The sequence below is a fragment of the Salipiger sp. CCB-MM3 genome, assembly GCF_001687105.1.
GTDB lineage: Bacteria > Pseudomonadota > Alphaproteobacteria > Rhodobacterales > Rhodobacteraceae > Salipiger.
Window position 1 is genome coordinate 279,638 of record NZ_CP014596.1, and the last position, 24,863, is coordinate 304,500.

Sequence of the window (24,863 nt, forward strand, 5' to 3'; positions counted from 1 at the left end):
GGGAACCTCGTTGCATCCGTGAATCAGAATTTTGCTCGGACCTCTTGATAGGATCAGCCCACGAACAAATTCGTTCTGGGGTAATTCGTGCTGGCCACAGACCCCACGCCAGGCGACTTGCCGCAATAAGATCAATGCCGATGGCGGACCGGGCCAATCGACATGGCGCGCCCCCGGCTCAAATGGCCGACGCGTCATCCAATGCACTCAACAGACCCTGCTGCGCTGAGATCAGGCTGCCCTGGCGCCTTTGACGCCGCTGGCGCAGGTTTGTCGCGTGCACCTCTGCGACCTGTTCGGCGATGTAGTGCTGCTTGACGACCTCCGTGCTGGCATGGTGCGCGGATGGCTTTGCAAGCTCTATACCTTCAACCCCATGGGCCGCGACGGCGTCGGAATAGAGCATGACGCGCAGTGTGGTGAAGCTGTTGCCAGTCAACGCTCTGAAAACTCGCGGAACATAGGAATGCGCCGCAGGCGCGCCGTCAGACAGAACAAACAGCGGTCGTTTGCATGCCAACGCCTGTTCCCGAAGCTTGGGTAAGAGCGCCGGCGAGGCATCGCCCTGGAGCACCGCATCAATGAAACGACCCGCCAAAGGATGCAGCGGGAACTCGAATATTTCCGGACGGCGGACATGCGTTTTTTGTATCCGTGTTCGGATGACCCATTCGCCCGCCTCCCAAAAAAGGGACTCGCCAAACACCAGATATGCAGAGGCATTGCGAAGCGCCGCATTGCCGAAAACGGAGAGGATGGCCGCCGCGTTGCGCATGCGGTGCCGTCTCGCGGCTTGGTCTTCCGCCGCGACACCGGCAAGCAATGTGTCAGCCATCTCCAGGATCCGCGTTGTGGAGTTCCCGGTCTTGGCCAACCCGTAGAATTTCAGGGCGCGCTGGCCAAGTTCACGGGCCTCGTATTCCCGGCGGTAGGACGCAAGGTGCATTGCAAGCTCGTCGGGTAGTCCACTGTATCGGCAAAACAAAAGAAGGGCGTCTGCTGTCGCGCGCAATGTCGCCCACCGCACTCCGTGGTGCTTCTTCACCAGCCGCGCCTTCAGCTCACCGAAGTAGAGATCCACGCCCGCGAGGCCAAGGCGAGGATCAGCCCTCCGTTCGGCGGTAGTCCAGGCATACTGGCAGAGCTTTTCGCGCATGCGCAGCACCATGCTGCGCGAAGGCACACGCATCCCGACCTTCGCACCGGGCAGGCCGTCTGCGGCCCTCCGCAACGCGGTCTGATATGCGGACGGCAACTGCCACGGCGCAACCGAGACATGTCTCGGAATGGGGGGCTTTCGAGGCGGCCGCGCGATCGGGTCCCAATCCACAGACACATGGTCTGCAGGTGCAGATGGAACGGCGGAAGCCAGCGCGGAAACCTCGAGGCTGTCGGCTTGCCCGAGCGCTTCTTTTGGCCCCTTGGCGAGGGCTCGTGCGGCCCGGATCTCGGCCAGAAAGCTTGGCTGGCAGACCGCAAGAACCTCCTCAAGCAGATCAATATCATGGCTCGTATCGATTGACCGCGTCTCAACCAACCACTGGACAACATCTCTTCCCGAAGGCGCCATGATCTGCTGCGCCAGCAAAAAATCAAAAAAGCAGTCGGTGACCTGGATCGCTTCGGCCCCGAGCCCTTCAAAACCCGGGGAGTGGACCAAGTGCCGCCATACGGGCTTAGCCAGGGTCTCCCAAATCTTCATGCCGTGTCTCCTACCCTCTCAGGTCGTGCGGCGGTCAGCTGGGACCGGCGTTCGTATCTCCGCGTCTGCAAGCTCCGGATCCGTCGCTGAGCGTCGATGAAGGCGTAGTACCTGCGCAGTGTCGCTTCGGTATCGCCGGTGACGGCTTCGAGTTCGGGATAACACGCCGGATCATCGTTGATCTCAAGCGAACAAAGCCCATGCCGGAAATTGTGCGGCAGCAGGTGCAGGCCGATCGCGGCAGAGCAATGTGCAAGCCAGCCATCAAACGTCGAGATGACGAGATGCCGGTCTTCGTTCTCAAGCGCCGGGAAGAGTTGGTCCGACAGCGTTGCCCCCCCGAAGAGCGGCCGGATGCGCGAAAGATAGAAAGACAAGATGCGGAAACCATCTCCCCCGAGACCACACCGATCGAAGACAAAACGGGGCATGTGCTGGTTACGCTTCGTCATTGCCTCGCCGTTCTTGAGAAGCTCATTCGGGATATGGATTTCGAGGCGCGGGCGCGAGAGGTCGTTGCGATGATCAAAGAAGGTCTGGGGGTGCCCGGCGAGCCTCAAATCACGGATCACGTTGGATTTCCGGAACGGAGCGCCTTCGAGCTCGATCGCGGAAAACGCGGCACAGACTCCGTACATCCGGGCTCGGCGAAGAAGTGTTTTCGCAAGGTCCGATTGTTCGGGAGAGAGCGGCTGCACCTCCGGCGCCTGACTGAAGCCCAGCAGATCGATCCCCTCAATCTCGGCCAGTTCCAATGCAGCCAGGGCATTTTCTGCGTAAAGGAAGTGCTGAGTCTCGAAGAGCTCCGCCTTGACTGGATCGGCGAGCAAATCCCGGCACCAGGTCTTGGTCTTTTCAGACATGAGCTGGCCCGCCGCCTGCCCCTCCGCGAGGATCGGCAGGGATTTCAGAAGCTGTTCGATCTTGGCCGCCTCTCCATCGAGCCCGCGGTGGATGAGCGTCAGCTTGAGCTTATTCGCATAACTCGCGAGAGACCGCGGCGACAGGCTGCCGGGGGAGCCGGACCTCTTGCAAAGGAGGACGAAGACCTTCTCGATCGCATCCGGCCGGAACAGAGCGGTCAGGCCATTCACTGAGTGCAGCTCACAGACGTCCTTGGCGGTGCGAATGTAGGTCCGGAGGGCGGCGGTGTAGATGCCCCTGCTCCCCTCGGAGTGCTCCTTTGACGTCGCTACGCGCGCGTCCTCGGTGAGCATGCCCTCCTGGCAGACGACCGTCACTCCCTCAACCCACAGCTGCGCCTCATCCGCCAGGAACTCGGGGATCTCCCTATCGAGCCGCAGAATGCCGGCGAGAGAGCCGATCTCGTGGGGTGGCAGCAGCGCCAGGCACGTCGTAAACTGCCTGAGATAGTCGAGACAGGCCGCTCCTTGCTTCACGCGGCCCCATTCGTCTGAACTCAGACAGTCGCGCCTCAGGTCGATAATCCGATCGCGGGTGAGATCGGCCATGTCCCAGCCTCTGGCGCGCGCGAGATCAAAAAGGCGCGGCAGATTGCGCGCCTGCGATTCCTTCAGAAGGACCGCTGCAATGAGGTCGGGAAGAACGGCATGGAGCCGCGCGAAGCCGTCTTGCCGCCCGCGACGCTCCCGACGCTTCTGCAGATCGCCATGGGCGTATTCGATCATGCGCCGCCCGTCAGCCTGGTATTGCTTGTAGGTCGCGGGCTTGATGCCCCAATCGCGGATCTTCTGGCTGAGGCGCGCGTCCCCTTTTCGATACCTCGGCGCAATCTGCCGGTAGGTCTCGAGCGATCCGTCGAGCGCGCGCAGGTGCCGCTCTGCATAGCCGCGCTTGTCGAACAGGCGGCCGAGATGGGTCGCGTACTGCTGGACGGTCGTGTCTTGATGCGCGCGCCCGAACGCGAGAATGTCGAGCATCGTTGGTGTTTTCATGACCAAATGCCTTTCCTTTGCTGGGTGTCGTTATCGGGAAGATTGGCCGTTATCGGGATTCCGGTAATAAAAACCGGGAAGTTTTCCGGTCCCGAAAATTCCCCGCGGGGTGTTATTTTCGGCGTTACCGGGGAAACCCTGAGCCCGCGCCGAAGAGCGCCGAAAATACGTCCTCGAACGCTGGCATGCCCTCGCCTTCCCGGCCGGTTGCCAGAGGCGAAGAACCATCGTCAGGAAGCTGTGCACGTGGCGGGACGTGGGTGAAGTTTGGCGGCTGCACGCCGAGCCGACGGCTCCGGATGAGCGCGGGAATCCAGCGCCGGAGCCGCGGCGGGCCACCTCCGGTGGTGTCACCCAATTGAATGCCTGCGTCATAGGCCCAGCGGCCGGTGCGGAGGTGGTCCCGCAGCGTCGACACGGGGACTCGCGTGACTTGGGACACCCAAGTGGTGTTTGCCAGCGGCTCCCGAAGCGCTTGCAGGGCTGCGTCGTCTGCCGGAGCGAGCCCGAATAGCTGGTGCCAGAGCACTGTCTCTGGAACGACCCCGTGCAGTTTCAGAATGCCAAAGCGGCTCAGGACCGGCGTGACATTGTTGCGCCCAACGCCGAGGTAGCGGCGTAGCTCATCTGTCGTGTAGCCGGCGTCACTGGCTGGGATAAGCGGTTCTCTGAAGAGTTCGAATGGCAATGGACCCATCTCCTTTTCGAGGAGATGGGTCCGGATCGTCTGGTTCGGAAAACCTCAGGCTACGGGAAGCTTAGACCGACAATAGACGCTGAAGGGCAAATGCATCCGAGCAGCCCGGGGTGCTGTATTATGCGGCGACGGCGTGCCGCAGCGTCGCGCAGATGTCGGCCAGGCGCGCGCCAGACCAACGGACCCAGGCATCGAAGTCCGGCGGAACCACGGCTTCGGGAGCAAAGTCTGTGGGGATGGCCCGCGTCCGCACCGCCAGCGTTTCGAGGGTCTTCAACGCATTCTCGAGGAGCGCACGGACATCTTGCAGCGTCGCACCGGGCTCGAGATGCAGGTCGAGCAGATCAGCAAGGTTCTTTTCGACGTCGACATGGCCGGCGAGTGCCAGCAGCTTCTCCAGCGACTCCGCTTCGGCGTCGAGATAGGCGCCGAAACGTACGAGCGCCGCATCCAGGATTTGTCCATGCGGGACATCTGCAATGTGCGTGCGAATGATCGAGTTCATCGATATTCTCCATCTTGAGGTATTCCGGGGGCATTCGGCCCGATGGTCGCATCCGGGGTGAGTGGCGGAAGTGCCTGTACGACCTTCAAGAAATTCGGCAGTTCTGGAGTGGATGGAGATGCGGAGGCCTTTCTTCGTTCTGTCAATCAAGACATTGGCCATTCCAGAAAATTGCGAAGTAAATATTTGAAAAATTTTCGCGCGCACGCAGGAGAAGATACAATGGATGCAGAGAGCCATTCCCGGAGGCGGCATTTGCTTCGGCAAAAAATCACAAAAGGCACCTATCCCCGCCCCTTGCACCTATCCGGATATACAAGACTCGAGGCAATCTCGGCCACGACGCATTTCTGAAAAGACCCACTCGAACCAACTGGCGAGGGTAGGACGCGCAGACGGCAGCGCAGCTCCGAGTTAAGAAGAGAACAGGCGCAGCAAGCCCATTCGCCGAGCCAGGTGGAGGCAGCACAGGCAGTGCCTAACCTTTGTCGCTGCACAGACCGGGGCACACCAACCGAAATGCCGAGGCCGTGTTCCCAAGGCTCTGGGCCTAGGTGGCCCGACCTTTGTCCAACGCGCGCCCTCGCCCCGCTGTGATCGAACACCCCAAGGGGAAGCCCGTGCCCTGACGGCATTCCTGACCCTAACACCCCTTGCGAGGAAGTTTCGAACACGGTCCTTCAGCGCCGGAGCCTGCCACATTTCTGTAGATCGGCGAGACAAAGCAGTTCGGCCGCCTGTCGGGACACTTGATGTCGTGAACCCATTCGGCCTGAAGCTGCCAAGAGAATTTTCGAAACTTTTCGATTTTCTTCTTCGCGCGAGATCAGTTTGGCCAATCTAGATTTTGATAGAAAGCATGAGGACCATATGTCACCTGAGAAAATGAAGGATTTTCTGGACGATTTCGCCCTGCTGCCCGAAAGACATCGCATCGAAGTCGTCTTCCACTGTGGTCGACTGGCATACATTCCCATGAGAGACGATTTCGAAGGCTACGAGGCATTTGCAACCAAGCCCTTCGGCGGAGGGGAGCTTTGGGCGGAGGGTAGCTGCAAGGGGACCGACTACGTGGCGAGTGTGGACCCAGAAAAAATCTCGAACCATGAGAGGCTGAAGATCATTTCTCGAAACAAATGAAAATAAGCCGCATCTACTTGATCTCTTTGCGAGAAATGGTGCATGTAGGAATCAAGAGCGGACTCGGTTTACGCGTTCTGCTAATGGCTGAATTACTGACTGATGCGCACGGCTAACCCGGCAGAAAATGTCAGTTTGTCTCTGCCGAGACGCGCGTTCGCTGCGAGAACATTGGCCGATGCCAGCCCGGAGTGACTCGTGAGACGAGCCGCGGTGTCGGCAGGCGGCAGCCCATAGCTTTCTCTCGGACGGCCTGCAGCATTGCAGCTACGCCAGACACTCGTCGCCGATCGGAAATGTCAGCATAGCGTGTTGGTCGTCCTTCGTGCCGGCAGAAACGGCTAATATCACTCCTTCGGACCTTACGGAGGAGCACCATGCACAAGACCGGCTTCGCCTAACGCCGCAGCAGCTCGCCGAGCTTGGCAAAGCCACGACAGACCCCCAACGGCGGGTCAAGGCCGTGCTCGCTCTTGATGCCCGCTGCGAGGAAGAAGACGACCAGAGCTGCCCGCGCTGTGGCTCGACCAAGCGGTGCCGGTGGGGATATACCCGGACCGATGCGTGGCGCTGGATGGGAGTGCAATGATTGCGGCACACCTGGTTGGGGTTAACCGGAACACCGATCACTGGCATCCGGAGGCTCGATCTCTTCATCGACATCGTCCGGAATATGATGGAGGCTGAGAAACCCTGATCGTGTAGCAAGGCGGCCAAGGAGCTGAATATCTCGCGGCGCGCAGCCTAGCCCGCAAAAATAAGCACGGCGCAAACCCCAGGGCTGCGCCGCGCGGCGTTTCATCCTGGGGGAGTCATGCGTTGACCGTCAGGAATGCCTCCGCAAGCGCACGTTCGGTGACGAAGCGCATGGGGTGTCCATCCGCGATCTTGCCTCGGGCTGCCTCGATTTTCGTGCCGAAGTGCGTGGTCTTCCATGCTCGTGAGGCCGTGGTTGCCACGACGATGAAGTCGGTCTCGTCGGTCACGCTCGACTTCAGGACGGCACCGCGCCGGGTCAGCTCGGCGCCAATAAGAGACCGCGGCCCGATGCTCATCTTGCCGGTGAGCACGAAGGTCTTCCCATCGAAGGAAAGCTGGGCGGGATCGGAAATCGGGTCTGTGGGTGCGATGACGCCCCCGATATTGGCCACACCAGTGTCCGCATGCCCGTCAGTGACGAGAGCCGCGATCCATTCGCGCAGCTCCTCTGCCTCCGCCTCGTCCAGCTCTGCATCCGCAAGTGCGCCGTCGACCGCCCAGCGCAGGGAAGCGAAGATCGGCGCCTCGGCCAGTACCGGCTCGGAGTGGAAGCGAGCGTGGATCTTGCGGGCCTCCTCGGAAGTGATCTGACCGTCGCATACGACCCCGGCGCAGAAGCCGAGGAAGGTGTTGACCAGATCCTTTTCGCTGTCTTTTTCCGGATCTCCGAGGCTTGCGGCGATGGTCTCGGCGTGGAGCTTGATGGCTTTCAGAACGTCGTCGCCGCAGGCGGCAAGCGCCAGGTTCAGTGCTTCGCCGATGGTATCCTCGCCGGTGAAGCCGAGGAAGGCATCAATCTCACATGCCTCGTTGATCATGGCTTCGATTTCACCCTCCTCGATGGCCTCGGAGGCTGCCACCCCTTCAAGGAAGCCGAGCCAGTAGAAGCCACGCTTGCGCAGTGTGGCCGAGCGGTTGAACCGGTCGAAGGCATGGCTTTCCCGATGGGCTTCGAGCTTGGACATGGCTTGCTCGGCAAGGCTCGCACCTCCCGGGAAGGTGAAGTCGGCATCCCCGAAGAGGAGACCCTGGGGGCTCTTTGCGACAGCGTCTTCCGCGGACTTACCGCGCCGCGCCGGCCTCTGGGACTTCTGACCCTCGAGCACCTCCTCCGCAAGAGCGACTGCCTCCTCTGCTTCCCAATGAGCACGGGCGACCGAAGCTTCGATTTCGAGCCGGGCGCGCTCTGTTGCTTCAGCGCGTTCCTCGCGGCGCCGGATTTCATCGCTCTTGGCGCGCTCAAGCGCGGCGTGCAGCGCGTCGCGCAGACGCGCGATCTGACCTCGCGGATCGCGGAACCAGTCGGTCGACCAGATGCGATGGAAGTGCCAGCCAAGACCTTCGAGTACTTGCTGGCGAAGCCGGTCACGATCACGGCTGGAGCGCGAGCTGTGATAGGGCGCCCCGTCGCATTCGATCGCAAGGATGAAGCCATAGGGCCAGTCCGGGTGCCTCACGCCAATGTCGATCCGGAAGCCGGAGGCCCCGACTTGCGGTACGGCCTCGAAGCCGGCGGCCTCGACCTGCGAGATGACGAAGCTCTCAAACGGGCTGTCCGGCGTGCCGTGCTTGGCCCCCTCGCCCTCGATCTGGCCAATTTGGCCCGTCTTCGAGAACTCGAGCCAGGCGCGAAGCATTGCCACGCCCTTGGCCTTGCCGTCTGCCTGAATGTCGGTCGGCTTCATGGAGCTGTAGGTGACGATCTTCTCCTTGGCACGCGAGAAGAGAACGTTGAGGCGGCGGTGCCCGTGTGCGGAGTTCACCGGCCCGAAGCGCTGGTAGACCTTGCCGGATTCAGCCTCTGGGCCGTAGAGCGTGGAGATCATGATGACATCGCGCTCGTCGCCCTGAATGGTCTCGAGGTTCTTGACGAAGAACTCCTCGAGGCCGTCGTCCTTCTCGGCCCAGCGCTCGATGTAGGCCTCGACATGCGGATGGCGGGCGCGTTCGCGCTCGAACTCGCTGACGATGATTTCGGTTTGATCCTTGTTCATCGTCGCAAGTCCGAGCGAGCGGTCAGGGTGCTCGCGCATGTGCTCAATGGCACCTGCGACGATCGCCCGAGCCTCGGGGATATTGCGCCCCTTTCGATACTCGCCGGCCACTTCGACGAGCTCGACTCCCAGTTCGGCATCCCCATCACGGGCCGCCGGGAAGATGGTCAGCTTCTCGTCGTAGATCATCTTGTTGGAGATCGCGATGAGGTCAGGGTGACGCGAGCGGTAGTGCCAGCGCAGCTGGCGCACCGGCGTGAAGCTGGTGTTGGCCATGTCGAGAATGCTCTCGCTGTCCGAGCGGATGTCTTCGTCCTCATCGGCCTCATCGAGAACCTTGGCGAAGAAGCTGGTCGGTGGGAGCTGCTTGGTGTCGCCGACGATGACAACCTGCTTGGCACGCATGATCGCACCGAGGGCGTTCTCGGGCGTCATCTGAGACGCCTCGTCGATGACCGCGAGATCGAAGGAGACCTTGCCATGGAGGTATTGCGCCACCGCAAGGGGAGACATCATCCAGCAGGGCTTGAGTTCGATCAGAGCCCGCCCTGCCCGTCCGGTGAGGTCTCGCACACCGATCCGGTTACGGCTCTTGCCGAGTTCGTGCCGAATGAGGCTCATCTGCGTGAAGGTGCCGACCTTCCCGGTGCCATTGCCGGCCGGCGGAAGACACTGGTCGATCAGCTCTTCGCGGATTGCTGCCCGGGAAAGCGTGGTCAGTTCACGGTCGATTTGGGCAATCTCGCTCCGCAGACGGTCGAGGTCAGCGCCGTCGCGTGCGTCGAGGACCCGGCCGAACTTGTCCTGCACATGATCCGTCAGGTTGCGTGCAAGGATGGCCTCGGTGATCTGGGGCAGCACAGCGCGATGCTCGCGGCCTTCGTCACTCTGGGCCCAGTCCGTCAGAACCTTGAGGCCGCGCTGCTCGAGGGCTGCAACGGCCCGGAGCAGGCGCGCACGCTCCACGAGACCCTCGGGCCGCGAGGTGGCTTCCTTGATGGCCCTCGTGCGCGGCGCCAGTGCCTTGAGACAGTCAAACTCATCGCCTTCCTCGGCGCAGTCCAGCGCCAGGTCGTTGGCGATCCAGAGCGCCGTGTCACAGAGATCGCTGCGCGTCCGGAAGAAGTCGTAGGCGAGGGTCTGGATGCCGTCGACGATATCCGCGGCATCTGCCTTGCGAAGAAGCTCGATGCCGGCCATCGGGTTCGGCAGCTTCGAGAGGTTGCGGGACACAAGGATGGCCACGCGGATTTCGCGGGTGTCTTCGTAATTTCCAAGAAGCTCCGCCGCCCGCGAGCTTCGTGCCCGTTCTTCGGCTCTGGCCAGATCGGCGCGGGCGAACCTCGCGCGGTCGATCATCTCAGCATCGAGGACGCCGAGGCATTTGAAAGACAGACAGAAGGAGGTCGCAGCACGATGATCTTCGCGCAGCTCTGCGATGCGTTCTTCAGTCTCGGTAATGTCCCTTGCATGCGACGACAGGGTGCGCGCAGGCATCGCCTCCGCATCCGCGAAGGCGTGAAGGCTGTCGAGGTTGCCTGTCTCGAGCGCATAGCGCAGGCGCTCGTCCCCCTTGGAGATGCGGGCGACATTGTCGTGGAAGCTCGCCAGGGCCTCCAGAGCTGCGCCATCGGTTGTCATGCCGCTGAAGACATTTCCGAGCTCCGCTGCAAGCCGGGCATCGCCGGTGAAGGCGTCGCGCCTCTCGGCCCAGGCTGCATAGTCCCTGAGCGCCAGCACGGCGTCTCTGCGCTCGGCTTTCCTCTCTCCCCCAAGCGTGCCGCTGAAAAGGGTCCATGCTTCCTTGTAGGAACTGGAGAAGATGCGCAGGAAATTAGAGGTCTCGATGGTGACGGCAGCGGCCTTGAGTTTCTGCGTATCATGGTCACCGGCCCTGGGGAGGCGATTGCGCAGCCCCTGCAGGTCACTCTCGAGCTTTCGCAATGTCGTTGCCGCGCTGCGTGCCGAGGCGGGAATGGCGCGCGCATCGTCGGCGGTCCGGCGCTTGAGGATATTCTCGGGGGCGCGCAGAAGCATCTCGATGTCGAGCCGAATGTCGGCAAGCGTGGTGCCATCCTGCTCGGCAGTCTCAGCCCAGCGCGCGGGGAGAGCCACCGCAAGGTCAAGCTGCGTTTTGAGGGCCTCGCAGTTGGCTTCTACCTCGGCCATTGCCTGCGCGAGTTGAGAGGGGTCGATGCGCCCGCCGTTGCGTTCTGCAAAGTCGCCCGCTTCGCGGATGAGATCGTCAACCCCGTCGGCGTCAGGCTCCTTCAGAGCTTCCTGAAGCGCGCCCTCGGCTGCAGTGGCCGACTCGCGCGCCTCGCATACTTCATGGGCTTCCTGCTGGAGAGATGGATCGAGCAGCGCCTCAGCGAGACCCGCATCGCAGTTGGGATTGCCGGCAATTGCCATGAGAGCCTGGGTGGTCAGCGCCTCGTCTGCTGCGATCATGCCCTCGGGAAGGAAGGCCTTGAGGGCGCTTGCCGCCGTATCGGTGAGGAGTGCTTCGATATCCCCTGCGAGCTTGGCGAAGTCCCGAGACAGGTCCTCGGCCTCATCGTTGCGCAGCGGCGCCTTGCCGACTTCACGCCAGAAGGCGGCGATCTGGTCGGCGTCGTTGAGGCGGTCGACCACCATGCGGATGTCGCCGGCGATCTCCTCGCGCGTGTCCGCATTCATCAGCTCGGGCGCGACCATCTGAATGCGGCGAATTTCTCGCGGCAAGCCGTCGAGGAACTCCGCAGTCGCGATCGTCCGGCCCAGGGCCTCATGCACGGTCTGACCGGTATCCCCGAGCTTGGTGCCAAGCATCTCAAGGTAAGACTGCATGTCACTGCGGCGCCGCACCAGGGCGTCGTGCCGCGCCTTGTGGGATTGCGCCGAACCGCTGGCCGGCGGCTCCATCTTCAATCTGTCGTCGAGACTCTGGAACACGGCGTCCCGGGAGCCGCGCCCTGCCTGGAGCGGCAGGATGAATTCGCCGAGGCCAGCCGCGTCGAGGCGGTTGCGAACCACGTCGAGGGCAGTGAGCTTCTCGGCGACGAAGAGGACCTTCTTGCCGTCTGCCATGGCCGAAGCGATCAGGTTGACGATGGTCTGGCTCTTGCCGGACCCGGGAGGCCCCTCGATCGCGACGTTGTTGCCATTGGCGATATCGACAAGCGTCGAGAACTGGGAGGCGTCTGCATCCATGACCAGACGCGGAACGCGACGTTCGACCTCGGGGTCATCGGTATCATAGACATCCGCATAGACCGCGCCGTCCCCACCCGCGGTGGCGAGCATCTTCTCGATGATCGGGCTTTCGGTCACCACGCTCTTCTCGGGATCGAGGTCGCGATACATGGCGATCCGGGAAGACGGGAAGACCCCGACCAGCGCCTCGCGGCGCAGAGCCCAGTGCCATCCGGCGGGAGCCAGGTCCTGGATGGTCTCAAAGTAGCGCTCAATGGACCCGCCCTCATAGGCAGGGAGGGCGAGGCCAAACTCGGCCTCGAGGGTTTGCGCCAGCGTGGTGTTGATCTCGAGTTCGTTCTCGCCACAGATGTGATATTCGTTGCCGCCGGGCGTCTTCCTGCGGGACATCTTCACTTCGAGCAGAAGCAGTGGCGATTGCGCAGGGGCACGGGACGATCCTGGCTCATTCCATTCCAGGACACCGAATGCCGCGTGCAGCACGTTGACACCCGTCTCGCGCTCGAAGGAATGGCCTCGATCGTGCAGCGAGCGGCCAACCCTGTCCAGGCGGTCAGGCAGCAGCAAGGTCTGGATGTCCGCATCTTCGTGTCGACCGTCGTCATGCACGTCGTAGGGAAGCGGCAGGAGATAGTCCGGGGAGATGTTGTGCGCCCGCGCATGCGCGGCGAGAGACGGGTTTTCCGCTGTCTGTCTTTCCGGCAGGCCCAGCTCGTCGCGGACGCGGTCCTTCATCGCGCGCTCGAGATCGAGTTCCTTCTGCGCATAGTCGGGGTGAGCGGGGTCGAGTTCTGCCAAAGCTTCCAGGTAGAGCTCATCGGAGACCCGGGCGATCTCGACCATCTCGAGAAACTCGTCGGTGGCCTCGTCGGGAAGGGGTTTGTCGATAGAAGGCAATGGAACAAGCCGCATGGCACTTTGCGCGGCAAGGCGCCTTGCGAGCACGTCCGGAAGCTCGTCTACGAAGCGGATCAATGTCGAAGAGTTTTGCCGGAACGGAATTTGGATGAGCGGATTGCGCCTCGAGCTGTCGAGCAGCCTGACTCGAAGGTGCTCAACCCGGTCCCGGATCAGATCACGGATGCCCCGTCGTTCATCCTGCGGCTCAGACCCCTCGCCCTGCTGGGCAGAAAAATCGGGAAAACTCGTATCTTCCATGAGGCAACTCCTGACAATCGCTATTTGCATATTGGCCATGAGCCCCAGCCACAAAGAAGAAATTCGCAGGAATCCAATATGAGGCTTGGGTGCGACCTTTCTCCCATAAGCAGTTAGCGGATTATTCGACCCGCCGTTGCGGGCTGTTGCCGCTGTGCCAAGCTCGGGAATCTGCTGCGGCGTCTGCAGGCGGAGCCTTGAGACGAGTGCGGCGAAGCCGGTCTTGTGGATGATGCACCTCCAGTAGGTCCGAAAGAGTGATATTAGTCGTACCCGATGGAAGCTGGGCGTCAGACATTGATCCCGCATCCTATAGTGAAGCGGTCAAATCGCCTCTCGAGGCCAAACTGCCTTTGCTCGGCTACGCCCACACTGCGAGTGCATTCGGCTGATGTCAGCCCTAAGCTGCCGCTTGATCAATCGCGCCGCGGACCTTAATCTTGCTCGGGGTGGTTCAATCAGAGCCAGTAGGTTTAACCCTTCTTCGTCCTCTCCGAGGCTTGTTCTTTCGCTTTTGCACAGGTTCTTTGGCGAGAGTGACGCCCGCAGATGGTGTATTGCCTCGCGCAACCTTAGTCTTTTTGGTAGCGGACGCTCCGCGTCTTGGCTGCACCACTGAAGGTTTTCTAGCGGGCGAGAGCTGTCTAGGAGGGCCCTTTCTCTCCTGGTGTTGATACACCGGAGCCGCGCGAAACTCCGATATAGGGAATATCACCTCAAAGGCAGTGTCCTGAAATGCACCCTTGTTTGTGTTGGTCACTTCACCGAATTGCCTGCACCTGATTTCCCCATGAAATCTGGCAACCAAAGACTTGGCTAGAAAGAGCCCATATCCGGTGCCTCCGGAATCCAGCAATCTAGCAGAAGCACTTCGGAACCCCTTCTCAAATATTCGAGGCAGTTCGTTCTCTGACATAACCGGTCCGAGAGATGTGATCGAAATAGATACATGTTCTTTAGACTCATCAACCCGAACGCCGATGTTGTGATTTAGTGGCGAGTACTTTAGGGCGTTATCAATTAAGATGTACGCAATGATCTCGGCGCAATCCGGCCCGCGAACAAGGCTGTGAGATGACCCTGAGATTGCCAGTTCGATATTTTTCAGTCTGCATCCAGGCTGAAAGCTTTTCACGACTTTGTCAAACCTTCTGTAGACAGGTATATTTGAATCCTCTAGCTCAACGCCGCGACTCTCAGTGAAGTCAAGAATGTCAGTTCTTATTCCAAGCATGGCTTGAGCTGCGAGAGTGTTTTCTATTCTAATCTCCGCTTCACCGCTATCTCCATCAAAGATCGCCTTCTTTGTCGCGACTGCATTCTGATATATTGAGGTTGAGAACCTCCTTAGGTCGTGAATTAATAGGGAAATCTCATCCTTGATGCGGTCACGGTTCAGCCTCTCACCGTCAACGAGGCTCTCTACGTAGCTCTCTATTTCTTTCTTGGAGAAAGGATGCTTCTCTCCAAGTCCAGCTAAAGGTTTGTCTCCATTCGGCAGCAAACCCACAAACCTAATGAGCCCAAATTCGGCGCTTTTATGAACAAACATGCTATAGTTGTAGTCAATCTTGTACCATCCCGGCTTCGTTTTTTGCGCGTATGCTCTTATCTTTCCAGAGCCTCCAAGGTCGGGGTTGAGCCTAAAGAGAAGCCCGTCAGAAAATTCGTAATCGTCAGGTTGACCAGATACAGAAGGAAACACAAACATACTCACCTACTCAAGCTAGGGCGGCAAATATCGCGGATGATGCGAGATTCAGGATAATGGTCTTTGCCGCAGAGGAGAAATTGTCGCCATTTATCACCGCCCGCATTTGACTAAGGTCAGGTTTGGCTTTGGTCACGGATTGCACATAAGCGTCCTCAAGTATAAGAATTGATCGGGTATCCACATCCTCGGCGACCATAGCGGCTCGCGTTCTTTGCCAAACGATCTTTGGGTCTGTTGCTCGACTTATAAGCTCATCAAGCCTCTCAACCCAAGTTTCTATATCTGAGTCCTTCTTGATGAAGGAGTCAGCGTATTGTTTTGCCTTTTGTGCCTGCGTAGAGTTCGCACTTGAGCCCGAGTACGCGGCAATATATTTGGATGGATAGTTTCTGCGTATCTCGCGAATTAAAGACGCCCCCTGAGAGTCTGCGTCGAAAAACATCCCGACATTCATAAGATCACACAATATTACGGGGTAGATGTCGATCTCATTGAGCTTCTTGACATCACCTACTTCCGATATGTCGTATCCGAAGTTTCGCAAATTTACCCCGGCCTCAAATGGTTGATCGTCGATAACCGCTATCTTTACTAACCTTCTCTTCTCCTGCTGAATTGGAGGGCGGAACCCCTGAAAATCCCTACCATCAATATCCCCGCAAACACGGTATGAGTTTATCGCCATTCGGCGCGCTTTTTCCAGCATTCGATCAACTTCTGAGTTGGTTTCAATCTCAGCCTACACCCGGCAACGTAGACAGTAGTTGGCGTTGAGAGACATTGGAAGCCTCGTCAAAGCAAGGAACAGTAGCTTTGATCACCCGGCGTCGCCAAGAAATGTCCGTCCGCTACTTGCGCATCGCGGCCCGACACCCGAGCGCATGCAGCAAATGCAGCGAAAGCCAAGAGGGTCCGGCATTGCCGCCCCTCAGAGCTTAGCTCAAACAACCGAGCCCCCCGGAGCCAAGATTGGAATCTTCTGTCAAACGGTGAACACTAGGTCAGCGCCCAAATAGCGAACGCCCCTATCCATCTCAATGTACCCGAGCAGAAGTCTCACGACGCGCACACCCACTGTCTTGCGATGGCTCTGTGCCACCTTGGCGCTCAGCATCGAATGAGCGCAATGAACGGCGGGGTCGAGGTTAACGGAGGTCACCTGGCCCATCGCCAGACTGGCGTACTTCCGACAAAACTAAGGCGCCACCGGCGGCGCGAGGCGGATCAGAAGCTGCTCCCTTGTTGTCTCGTCGAACTCGGCTGTCTCCAGGATGGTAAGAAGATCGGACTGCCGCGGCTGCCCGAAGGCGAGCCGGTAAAGGGCCGTTGTCCGGAGGAGCCACATGGCACGTTGTGCTTCACGGGATAGTGGCGGCAGAGGCAGCACGGTTTCAATTTCGACTGGGTCCGGAGCATCGCCGGCATAAAGCCAATGCGGTCTCAGGCCGAGCCTGGCTTCGCCGCGGTCATTCACCTCGATCTCTGCCGAGGCGATCATGGCCGGCCAGGCGGGACCTTCCGAATCGCGAGCAGCCTTGGAGTGATTGGTTGCTATGTTCAGCCGCACCGCATGGTTCAGGAAGCGCTGGACTCGCCCCTCGCGCTGCTCCATGTCGACCGGGTTGCCAGGAAGATTCCAGTGCCAGAGCCGGTGGCAATAGAGATGGAAATCCAGCCCCTCTTGACCGACAGAGGTCGAGGCCAGGACAAACGGCCTAAACGGCGAGTTGAAGGAATCCCGGAGGGTGTCAATGCGCACACCGCCGCCTTCCTGGTCCCGGGATGCATTGGCCGCAAAGCGGGCCGCGAGATGCGAAGGCATGCTGCGCCGCGAGCGTCCCTCGTCATGGAAAGGGTTGTGCAGAGTGATCGGCGCGGTGCGCAAACCGATGGCCTCGCGCATACGGCGAGCCAGGCCCCGATGCGCGGGCTCGCCTTCTTCCTGGCCCTCTACCAGCTTTCCGCCGGTTAGATGGAAGACATATTCGTCGAGGACGGCCTGAAGATCATGTTCGGCACAGTAATCAAGCGCGCGAGACCAGGCGCCTTCGCTGCCCTCGGAGAGAAGCAGCGGCCGTACTTCGCGGTGATTGAAGAGTGTGAGGAAGCCCATCGCAACCTGCGCCGCCATGAAAGCGCGTTGAGGAGCCGGCAGATCGGCATAGCGATTGAGAGCACGTAATAGGCAGGTCGCCGGGCTGCCCAGGGCGACACGTGCGAGGAAGCGGATGGTTGCAGAGCTTGCGGCGGCCTCAGGCAACTCCGGACTGCCAGCGACGAAAGCGTCAAGGCAGGCGGCGGCGGCACCAGTCGCCTCGCGACTGGAGCCCGCCCTAAGGCCCTCCCGGATCGCGCGCGCCCAGCCCGGCTCACACCGGTCGAGCCGGGCGAGAACTTCCCATGCAACTCTCCCTTTTGCCTCAGGAAGCGATATTTCTTCAAGTGCGCCGGCAATCAGCTTCTCGGCCTCGGCCTGCATCTCCACGGCCGATATCGCCCCATGCTCACGCCAGATCCGCAACGGGTCGACCACGCGGGCCAGGAAGGCCGAGGGATATAGCAATGTCATGACATGCATGCTGGCGCCGATCTGCTCGGCGTTCGTGCGCAGGCGCAGGAGCGGCACCTCTCGCTTCTTCGGCGCACCTCTCAAGCCGCGCTCGCGGCGCAGCCTGCGCTCTGCCTCGTAGGAGACAAGCGCCGCCACCGCTTCGGGCACCATCTGCCAATCCGAGAAGATCAGCGTCTTTGTCAGGCTTTCGCCCCCCTGCAGATAGGGTAGCGAGGGTGGCAACCATAGCCTGCGATGAAGGTCAGTCTGATCGAGCGTCTCCTCGATCAGAGCTCGCATCCGGCCGTTGCCAGGAGGGATGCGCTCGAAGCGTTGCCGTTTGTGCTCGGAAACCATGGCAGGCTTTCCGGTCGATGCCAGCTTGGCGCGTGCCGGAAATGCCCTGATCTTCTTCGCAAGATCGTAGTCGCCCATGAAACTGAAGAGATAAGGGGCAGATTTCCAGTATTCGACTGCGCCATGCCCCCGGATCGCCTTGGCGACTTGATGTACGGCCTTGGCCTGTCGCAGGTCATCTGCCTGGACAGGGACAGACAGGATCCTACGCCGGATTCCTGCGTCCCCGCTGTCGCCCGCCACCCGCTCGTGTCGGCTCATTACCTTGCGCAGCCGGCTCTCGACGGCTGTACGCGCCTCGGCGGCTTGCGGCGTGTGGCCTTGGGCGAAATCCCGAAGGTGATCACGAAAGCGGCGCATCTCTTCACGCAGGGCTTCGGCAGCGGCCGGCCCCTCATCGCCATAAAGCACCGAGATGGTCTCAAGAAAATCGGCATGATGATCCCCAGCCGTCGGATCATCGCCATTGAGTGTCAGCATTCGGTAGGGCGTCGCCGAGAGAAACAAAACGCGGGCCCCGGCAGCCTCTGCCTGAAGGAACGTCCGCATCAGGGCCTGCGCTTCGCTGTCGCCCTCGGCAAAGAGATTTCGGAAGCGTTGGAACTCGTCAAAGATCACCAGCTTCGGGCGCAGCGAGGTCAGGGCATGTCGTGCCAGCCGCTGCAGCAACTCCTGGACAATCGGGCGACGCACGTCGCTATTGCCGAGGTCGGCGGTCCGGATGCGCTCTTCAATACCGTCGGCGAGCAGCAGTTCCGCGGTGGCTTCGCAGTCGATCGTCTCGGAAAGTTTTGCCGCAGCCACATATCCCGTCCAGTGCTTCTGCGCTGGATGTCGCAGCAGATTGTCGAGCCGATCGCCTTCGATGCGGTCCTGCAGCAGCTTGCGGATCAGCGCCCGTTCACGGGCAACACCGAGCCCGCCAGACTTGTCAAAACTCGTCGCCGGGGTGAGTGCGATGAAATTGGCCGCGTCGTCACGCAGCCGGGTCGTGGCGTCGCACAGCAGGGTAAGGCGGGTTGCGCGAACCTCGGCATCGCCCAGGACATTAAGCAGCCGCAGGTTCTGCCGGGCAATTGCGCTGTTCGAGCAGACATAAATGATATCGGCGCGCTCGCCCTCGGGCAGGCGCGACAGGACATGTGCCACCACACCCTGCGCGACGCGGGTCTTGCCCAGCCCGACCTCGTCGGCCACGAGGAAGCGCGGTGCGCCGACATCAAAGCGGCACATCACGTAGTCGACGGTGGCGCGCTGGAAAGGTTTCAGCCCCGAAAGTAGCTGTTGCGGATCGAAGCTCACGCCGCCTTCCCCAATGCCGTTTTGAATTCACCCCAGAGGTTTAGAAACTCCCGCATCACCTCGCCACCCAGGTCGCGCCCCATCAGCCCGACCACGCGATCGAGATCGCGCAACCGCGCCGGGCCGTCGTCATCGAGATAGGCCGCGAGCATGGTCTCGAGAACCGGAGGTACCGGTCGGGTGCCTCTCGCGCTGCCGCCGCCTTCGCTGGCAGCCCTAATCATTCCCTCGATATCTGGGCGCTGTTCAAGCATGGCCGCGACAAAGCTCAAGAACTGCTCGGGGGTCCGAACGATGTCCGACAACAGCGCCTTTAACCGCGCATCCCCCTCGGGAAGCCCCTCGGCCTCGAGATTGGTCACGAAGCCTGCGCGCTCGCCATCAAGGCCGCACAGATCGAATTGCACGAAACTGGTCGCGTCGGCGAGCCGCACCGAGCCGAGATCCCAAGGACCAGCGCCCTGAAGTAAGACACCGTTATCCCGCGTCACCAACTGCGCACGGATCTCTGCAATGTCAGGCAAATCGGGCAAGACGAGGGACAAGTTAAGAGAGAGGCGATCCTCCAGCGGAGCAAAACTAAGCTTTGCGCCAGCGGCGATGATCGCGTGGCGTGCGGCCCGAACGGCATCGTTGAAAATCTTTGCCGCAATCTCATCCTCGCGCGGGGCCCGCGGCATCCAGTCCTGCAGCAAGGGGCCGATACCTCCAACACCAAGGATGCCGGCGCCGTCGAGCCCGATTCCGCCGATATTGGTCGTCCGCCCGCGCAGACTGGCGAAGACCTCGATGTTACGCGGGCCATTCAGCCCCAGCCCGGCAGAAGTGGCATTGCCCGAACCAAGCGTTATCACTGTATCTTCACCCTGTTCGAGGACATAGAGCTTTGCATGCAAACCGGCGCGGTCCTCGGCCGAGAACGCAGCCTCTGGGTCGGGTTCCGGCAGGCCGTGATCGGCCAGCATCAGGCTGCGGGGCAAGGGGCTCTTCAGCGCGGCCAGCCAGTCATCGCAGGCGACAAGGGCCTGGATTCGATCGCGCCCCAGCGCGCCGAGCCCAGCATCGTCACAGAAGGGCGAGATCACGGCGAGTTGCCCCCTGCCCGGTCGCCAGAGGTCCCTTGCCTGCGCCAGCGGATGGTGAGCATGGAAAAGCGGTGGCGAGAAACCTGGGACGCGCTCCCATCGCACATGCTGCAAGCCGTCGCGCAGGCCGCGGAGATGGGAGTTCTTCTCGACCGGCAACCAGTCGATCAGCCCGACCAAGGGAGCGTTGGCGCGTTGGTGCTCGGCCTTCTCCTCTCCCTCTAGCCGCAGCGCCACATCCCATGAGCGGTCCCTTGTCAGATTTCGCGACATCATGATCAGGCGCTGCCGCATCGGCCCACCGTCTTCGGGCGCAAAGCGCAGGAGCCATAACTTGGGATGGAAACTCGCGCCCTTGGGGGGACTGACCTCCCTGACGAGCCCCTCGAGCAGGCTGACCAGCGCCGTGCGTTTTCCAGCGGGAGGATGGATATTCCCGGCCTCGACACAAACCGTCACCCGATCCTCGAGGCGGCGCATGGCGGCAAGCGCGGCTAAGGGGCTTGCCAACAGCTCCTCGCGCTGCACACCGCCGCGAAGAGCGAGCGACACCGGCACCGTCAGTGCGGTAAGGAAATCCATCGAGAAGGTCGTGCCGAGCGCGGCCTCAAGGCGGTATCCCTCGGGGGGCAGCAGCGCCTCGCCAAAATCGACCCGTTGTGCGGGGGCGAATACCGTATCTGCTTTCACGCCGCTGCCGCCATGTCATCGAGATAGCGGCGCACGACACCCCAGCGATACTGAATTTGTCCCGCCCCTGAACTTCCATTCCAGCGATAGTCCTGCGGGACGAAACGCAACCGGGCACGGCTGCCTTTGGTTTCGATCTCACGCCGGGTGATCAGCGCCCGGGCAGCGGGGCCTTCAGGCTCGCCCATCACCCCGATCCAGTCATCGATGAAGCGCAGAGTTGGCTGCTTCGGATTAAAGCCCACCAACGGTCCCTGCTTGAGAAGCGGCGCAATCAGATCGCGGGCCGAGGTCGGCAGACCAAACTGCTCTCGTTGTCGCCATTTCCGGAGTTCATTCGCATGGACCTCCTGTGCATCATGGCTGAAATGCTCGGCCAGCATCAGGTTGTAAAGAAGCGCCGCGCCATGCATCGTTTCCGCAAACGCCAGTGCATGATTGAGGACTTGCTGCATCGACGGTGGCAGGTCGATCTCTGCCAGCGACCCCAGGTCCCGATGTTCCTTCAGCTTCCCGGCACGGGCCATGAGATAGCCCAACAGCGTCCCGCCGTGACGGATAGAAGAACAGCGGTCCGAAATCCAATCCGCCTCTTCGCACGTGAGAGCAAATCCCCGCGAGTCGCTCGCGGCGATGCTCGGGCACTCCTCCCAGCAAGCCTCCCCCTCGGCCATTCGATCAAGCACCTCACCGATCCCGGCGCGAGCGAATGCCGGGCTGCGGACGCCCCAGAGCCCCAAGCCGCCCCAATAGACCGCACTCGGCATTCGCTTCAGCTTCTCTCCTGCCTCCGAGCCGATCAGCAACCACGTATCAGCCTCGGGCAGCGACTGCAGGCGCGTGATCAACGCCGCCTCTCCCTCGCGCAGCCGCGTCTTGCGATCACCCCGCTTGAGGTCAAGCTCCCGAAAGATCTGCGGCAGGAAGAGGAAATAGCGCAGACGGGTCTGCACCGTGCTCGTGCCCGGGAAGAGCAGATCAGAGAAACCGTCACGGATAGAACCCAAGCCTAGCTCATCGCGAGCCTCGCTGTCGCTCAATGCCCCGATGAGAGTCTGGACGGCTTCCGCCTCGGCCTTTCCGAAGGAGACCCAACCCAATGCAGACAAATCGAAGAACCCCTTATGCGCCACAGTCATTCGTAGAGCCGCGGCAAAAGAAAAACCTGTCGCAACCTATTCCCGCCGCAAGGCCTCTTTCAAGGCGTCACTTAGGCGCGGCCCAATTGCGTCACACCGCGACCGCACATGGTAAAATCGCTCGTCTCCGTGGCTTGCTTGGCCGAACTCCGTTTGCCGGTGACGCCCTGCTATTTTCCCAAAGCTTGTGGGAACGCCCACCTCGCGCCATGCCTGCATCCGCTGCGGGGTTCGGTGGCATCGACGTGATAGTCCGACCCTGACAGAAGCCAATATCACAGGCACACCGCGGAAAATGCAGCATAAAGGCGTGCCGGCCATTGACGAGCAAACCGTCCCATCGCCAGATCATGGCAAACGGGCGCATTGATACAGACGGTACCGCCGCCGGTGCGCGGAGCCGCATATGAATCTCGGAAAATGCCCGTCTTCTTTACCTGCGATATCGGCCAGAAAAGCTTGGCACTTGATGACCGAGTGCGCTGAGCGGCGGCGCCGTGTCCAGGATACCCCAGCCCGATCAATGCAGATCACTGGACGTGCTCGGAAACAGTAGAGAGCACCAACCGAAGAACCAGGAGCTGTTCTATGCCCCACGGAAAACGACCGACGCCGGAGTTCATGACGCCCTTGGCTCGCATCTTTCGCGCTCCAGACCGCTTCGGCCTGGAGGAAGAAGAATGCCAGGAACGACGTCTCCCTCGAAAAGGCTGTCCAGCGCGAAAGCGCCGCTGCGGAACGCTCTCAGATGGTCGCCCTGGAGCCCGTCCATTGTTTTACTGAACCAGTCCGCGGTCAAATCGTGGGGAGCAAGCCCGGCCGGGATTGCGTACCTCGAGACTCCAAAGGTCCTCTGGACCAGCTCTTCTTTCCCACTCGATCGCAGCTGTGCGCGAAGCTTCGCCCAAGCAAACTGCGTCGGAGAAACGGCCCGTTGAGGCGCCGAGTGGCCGACCGAGGCATGCTTTCCGATATTTCGAATGTATGACTTCAATGCAGTCTTTGTCGGGCGGCGAAATCCAAAAAAGGCAGGATCGACCTCCCACAACAGGCGCGACTTGTCGGCCAGCTCTTCCAGGGTCGGGTCTGCGGCGGGGCTAAGGGTCTCGGTCAGGCAAGCCATGCGATATGTGAAAGGAATTGCGGCCCGGAGCGTGGTCGATGCATCTCGATACACCCTATCCAGACGCGGCGGCAGAGGAGCGTGGTAGAGGTGGCTGCTTGGTGGAGGCAGGCGACCAATTGGCTCCGCAGGCAGCAGATGTCGAGATTTTCTCGCAAGCGGCAGCGCATGGAGACGATCCAAGACGCTAAGGCTGGTGCGGAAGCTGATCCTCAGGGGTGGCTCGATTTCCTTGTCGATGCGCAGAGCCTGGCCATAGCCAAGATCATTCGGCCCCGTTCTGTCGGGCAGCACTCGCCGGAGCGTACGAAGATGCTGGTAGGAATTCCCTGGTATTTCGAGACGCGCAATGCGCATCAATGCCGAGATTGGGTCCTGTTCAGGCGGGCACCCAGTATCCAATAGGAAGGCGTCGAACACCGTGCGGCGCCAGCCTTGGTAGCGAGTGAGTTCCATCTTGAACACACTGCGCGCGTGCAGAGGAACATTGGCCGCCGGATATCGGGCGTCCAATTCTATCGGCCCGAACTTGAGGGCGAAAAGTGGTACCCCTTCCGTCTTGCTCAGAAGAGCAAGCGCTGTTGCGATGGCGAAGGGCGTGCCAGCACGTTGAAGGTGCTGAGGCGGAAACGGGGAGGTCAGCGCCTCGTATGTGTGAAAGATATCCATGGAAGTGGATATTGGTCGTTCGGACATTTTCGGAAGCGATTCCCTCAAAATTCCGAAGTGACCGCCAAGATTTGAAGGCGCGTACAGTGGCCTATTGCACTTCTGCAGGCTTGAACGTGGGGGGCGGATATCAACCCCACCATGTCCGCCACGGCACGGCAAATGCGGTGGAGCAATTGAGTACCCCGGAAAGACAGAAAGAAAAGCGCCGCCGAGCTTTCCGCTTGGCAGCGCTATGAAATCACGAGCTGGTTCCGGTGAACGCGTATCTCGGGTCGGTTTCAGGCCCTCTTGGCTGCGGACCTGTCTTGCAGACTTGCAGACTCTGCTGCGCGTGGCATGTCTTCATGCCCGGTCTGCTGTAGCTGTGAGACCAGGAGCTGGACAAGCTCATTGGCTCCCCGGAGACGATTGAGCTCTTCATCATCTGAACGAATTTTCTCGCGAAGCTTTTCTGCCTCCGCAAGGTGATGGTCTCTTTCACTGATGAGTGTCTGTCTGTTTTTCTCGAGGCGGTGAACTTCAGCTTCGAGCTCGGAAATGCGCCAGAGCGCCGTCCGCTTCTCCGCCCGCAGCTCCTCGCAGGCGTTGTTTGCCTGAGCCTGACATCTGGCATTCTGCCGCGCGACCATGAGCGCGAAAGCCTCCCGCGCCCCTTGCATGAAATGGTCGAGTGAAGCCGTGACCATTTCAGGAAGCGATCTCAGCAGGGCATCGGCTTCGTCGCTCTCGTAGTCAGATAGCACGATGTCGACTTGCTTCTGCAGACTTTCGGGCCGAACCGTTGGGCTGATGCCAAAGGCGCTGCAGAGCTCCTGCTTGACCATGGACGCATCGATTGCTCGGCTGGGCGTCCCGCACGCGATGAGGCGCGCGATGACCCCGTAGACCTGTTCCTGAGTGTAGCTCGGCGGGCGGCCACCCTGCTTCTTGCGTTCCGATGTACGTGTCATTCGATGTTTGTCCTTCTGTTTGTCAAACCGGATTTGACAAACCCGGCTTCTGAGATGGCCTTCCCTCAGAAGATTGGTCGCGCCAGGAAGCGGCGGAAACATTTTCTTGCCCGAAGAAGCACTTTCCTGGTCCGAGCAGGAACCGTCACGCATGAAGAGATTGCGTCAGGTACGGGCTGCCGAGCGCCGCTATCCGCGCATGGAAACTTTCAGC

13 protein-coding genes are annotated in these 24,863 nt (G+C 60.7%); 1 reads left to right on the plus strand and 12 read right to left on the minus strand.

Annotation, left to right across the window (positions count from 1 at the left end; genetic code table 11):
* Positions 1–178: 178 nt before the first annotated feature.
* The 4 genes from AYJ57_RS15205 to AYJ57_RS15220 all read right to left on the minus strand — a co-directional run bounded on the left by AYJ57_RS15205 (position 179) and on the right by AYJ57_RS15220 (position 4,820).
* Positions 179–1,702: a hypothetical protein gene (locus AYJ57_RS15205; protein WP_066107772.1), complete on the minus strand. Its 1,524-nt coding sequence runs from the start codon at positions 1,700–1,702 to the stop codon at positions 179–181.
* On the minus strand, positions 1,699–3,618 hold the full coding sequence (locus tag AYJ57_RS15210; RefSeq protein WP_157374191.1) for a hypothetical protein: 1,920 nt from the start codon (positions 3,616–3,618) through the stop codon (positions 1,699–1,701). Before AYJ57_RS15210 ends, AYJ57_RS15205 begins: the two co-directional genes overlap by 4 nt.
* A gap of 124 nt (positions 3,619–3,742) precedes the next feature.
* Complete coding sequence (locus tag AYJ57_RS15215; RefSeq protein WP_157374193.1) at positions 3,743–4,306, minus strand: hypothetical protein; 564 nt, start codon at positions 4,304–4,306, stop codon at positions 3,743–3,745.
* 127 nt (positions 4,307–4,433) lie between these two features.
* The gene (locus AYJ57_RS15220; RefSeq protein WP_066107782.1) at positions 4,434–4,820 is read right to left on the minus strand and encodes a hypothetical protein; all 387 of its coding nucleotides are present in this window, start codon (positions 4,818–4,820) and stop codon (positions 4,434–4,436) included.
* Between the two features lie 870 nt (positions 4,821–5,690).
* Between AYJ57_RS15220 and AYJ57_RS15225 the strand changes: the two genes are divergently transcribed.
* Positions 5,691–5,960: a hypothetical protein gene (locus tag AYJ57_RS15225; RefSeq protein ID WP_066107785.1), complete on the plus strand. Its 270-nt coding sequence runs from the start codon at positions 5,691–5,693 to the stop codon at positions 5,958–5,960.
* Positions 5,961–6,772: 812 nt separating this feature from the next.
* Here the strand turns inward: AYJ57_RS15225 and AYJ57_RS15230 are convergent.
* From AYJ57_RS15230 to AYJ57_RS15265, 8 genes are all read right to left on the minus strand, one after another.
* Positions 6,773–13,066 carry a DUF4011 domain-containing protein gene (locus AYJ57_RS15230; RefSeq protein WP_083191310.1) on the minus strand — a complete coding sequence of 2,098 codons (6,294 nt, stop codon included), beginning with the start codon at positions 13,064–13,066 and terminating at the stop codon, positions 6,773–6,775.
* A gap of 454 nt (positions 13,067–13,520) precedes the next feature.
* Positions 13,521–14,777 carry a sensor histidine kinase gene (locus AYJ57_RS25535; RefSeq protein ID WP_083191311.1) on the minus strand — a complete coding sequence of 419 codons (1,257 nt, stop codon included), beginning with the start codon at positions 14,775–14,777 and terminating at the stop codon, positions 13,521–13,523.
* Between the two features lie 10 nt (positions 14,778–14,787).
* Positions 14,788–15,486, minus strand: coding sequence for a hypothetical protein (locus tag AYJ57_RS15235; RefSeq protein WP_157374195.1), 699 nt, complete (start codon positions 15,484–15,486; stop codon positions 14,788–14,790).
* A gap of 489 nt (positions 15,487–15,975) precedes the next feature.
* Positions 15,976–18,990 (minus strand): hypothetical protein, encoded by a 3,015-nt coding sequence (locus AYJ57_RS15245; RefSeq protein WP_066107793.1) that lies wholly within the window; start codon positions 18,988–18,990, stop codon positions 15,976–15,978.
* Positions 18,987–20,765 carry a hypothetical protein gene (locus AYJ57_RS15250; RefSeq protein ID WP_066107796.1) on the minus strand — a complete coding sequence of 593 codons (1,779 nt, stop codon included), beginning with the start codon at positions 20,763–20,765 and terminating at the stop codon, positions 18,987–18,989. The genes AYJ57_RS15245 and AYJ57_RS15250 overlap by 4 nt, the downstream gene beginning before the upstream one ends.
* Positions 20,762–21,904 (minus strand): DUF6361 family protein, encoded by a 1,143-nt coding sequence (locus AYJ57_RS15255; RefSeq protein WP_066107801.1) that lies wholly within the window; start codon positions 21,902–21,904, stop codon positions 20,762–20,764. The genes AYJ57_RS15250 and AYJ57_RS15255 overlap by 4 nt, the downstream gene beginning before the upstream one ends.
* A 619-nt stretch (positions 21,905–22,523) precedes the next feature.
* Entirely contained in the window at positions 22,524–23,696 is a 1,173-nt protein-coding gene (locus tag AYJ57_RS25915; protein ID WP_157374197.1) for a hypothetical protein, read from the minus strand.
* Between the two features lie 281 nt (positions 23,697–23,977).
* Positions 23,978–24,649 carry a hypothetical protein gene (locus AYJ57_RS15265; protein ID WP_066107805.1) on the minus strand — a complete coding sequence of 224 codons (672 nt, stop codon included), beginning with the start codon at positions 24,647–24,649 and terminating at the stop codon, positions 23,978–23,980.
* Positions 24,650–24,863: the final 214 nt, after the last annotated feature.

Bases quoted from the DNA above. Each gene is read 5' to 3' on its own strand.
- AYJ57_RS15205 (WP_066107772.1), bottom strand. From the start codon at position 1,702: ATGAAGATTTGGGAGACCCTGGCTAAGCCCGTATGGCGGCACTTGGTC.
- AYJ57_RS15210 (WP_157374191.1), bottom strand. From the start codon at position 3,618: ATGAAAACACCAACGATGCTCGACATTCTCGCGTTCGGGCGCGCGCAT.
- AYJ57_RS15220 (WP_066107782.1), bottom strand. From the start codon at position 4,820: ATGAACTCGATCATTCGCACGCACATTGCAGATGTCCCGCATGGACAA.
- AYJ57_RS15225 (WP_066107785.1), top strand. From the start codon at position 5,691: ATGTCACCTGAGAAAATGAAGGATTTTCTGGACGATTTCGCCCTGCTG.
- AYJ57_RS15230 (WP_083191310.1), bottom strand. From the start codon at position 13,066: ATGGAAGATACGAGTTTTCCCGATTTTTCTGCCCAGCAGGGCGAGGGG.
- AYJ57_RS25535 (WP_083191311.1), bottom strand. From the start codon at position 14,777: ATGTTTGTGTTTCCTTCTGTATCTGGTCAACCTGACGATTACGAATTT.
- AYJ57_RS15235 (WP_157374195.1), bottom strand. From the start codon at position 15,486: ATGCTGGAAAAAGCGCGCCGAATGGCGATAAACTCATACCGTGTTTGC.
- AYJ57_RS15255 (WP_066107801.1), bottom strand. From the start codon at position 21,904: ATGACTGTGGCGCATAAGGGGTTCTTCGATTTGTCTGCATTGGGTTGG.
- AYJ57_RS25915 (WP_157374197.1), bottom strand. From the start codon at position 23,696: ATGGATATCTTTCACACATACGAGGCGCTGACCTCCCCGTTTCCGCCT.
- AYJ57_RS15265 (WP_066107805.1), bottom strand. From the start codon at position 24,649: ATGACACGTACATCGGAACGCAAGAAGCAGGGTGGCCGCCCGCCGAGC.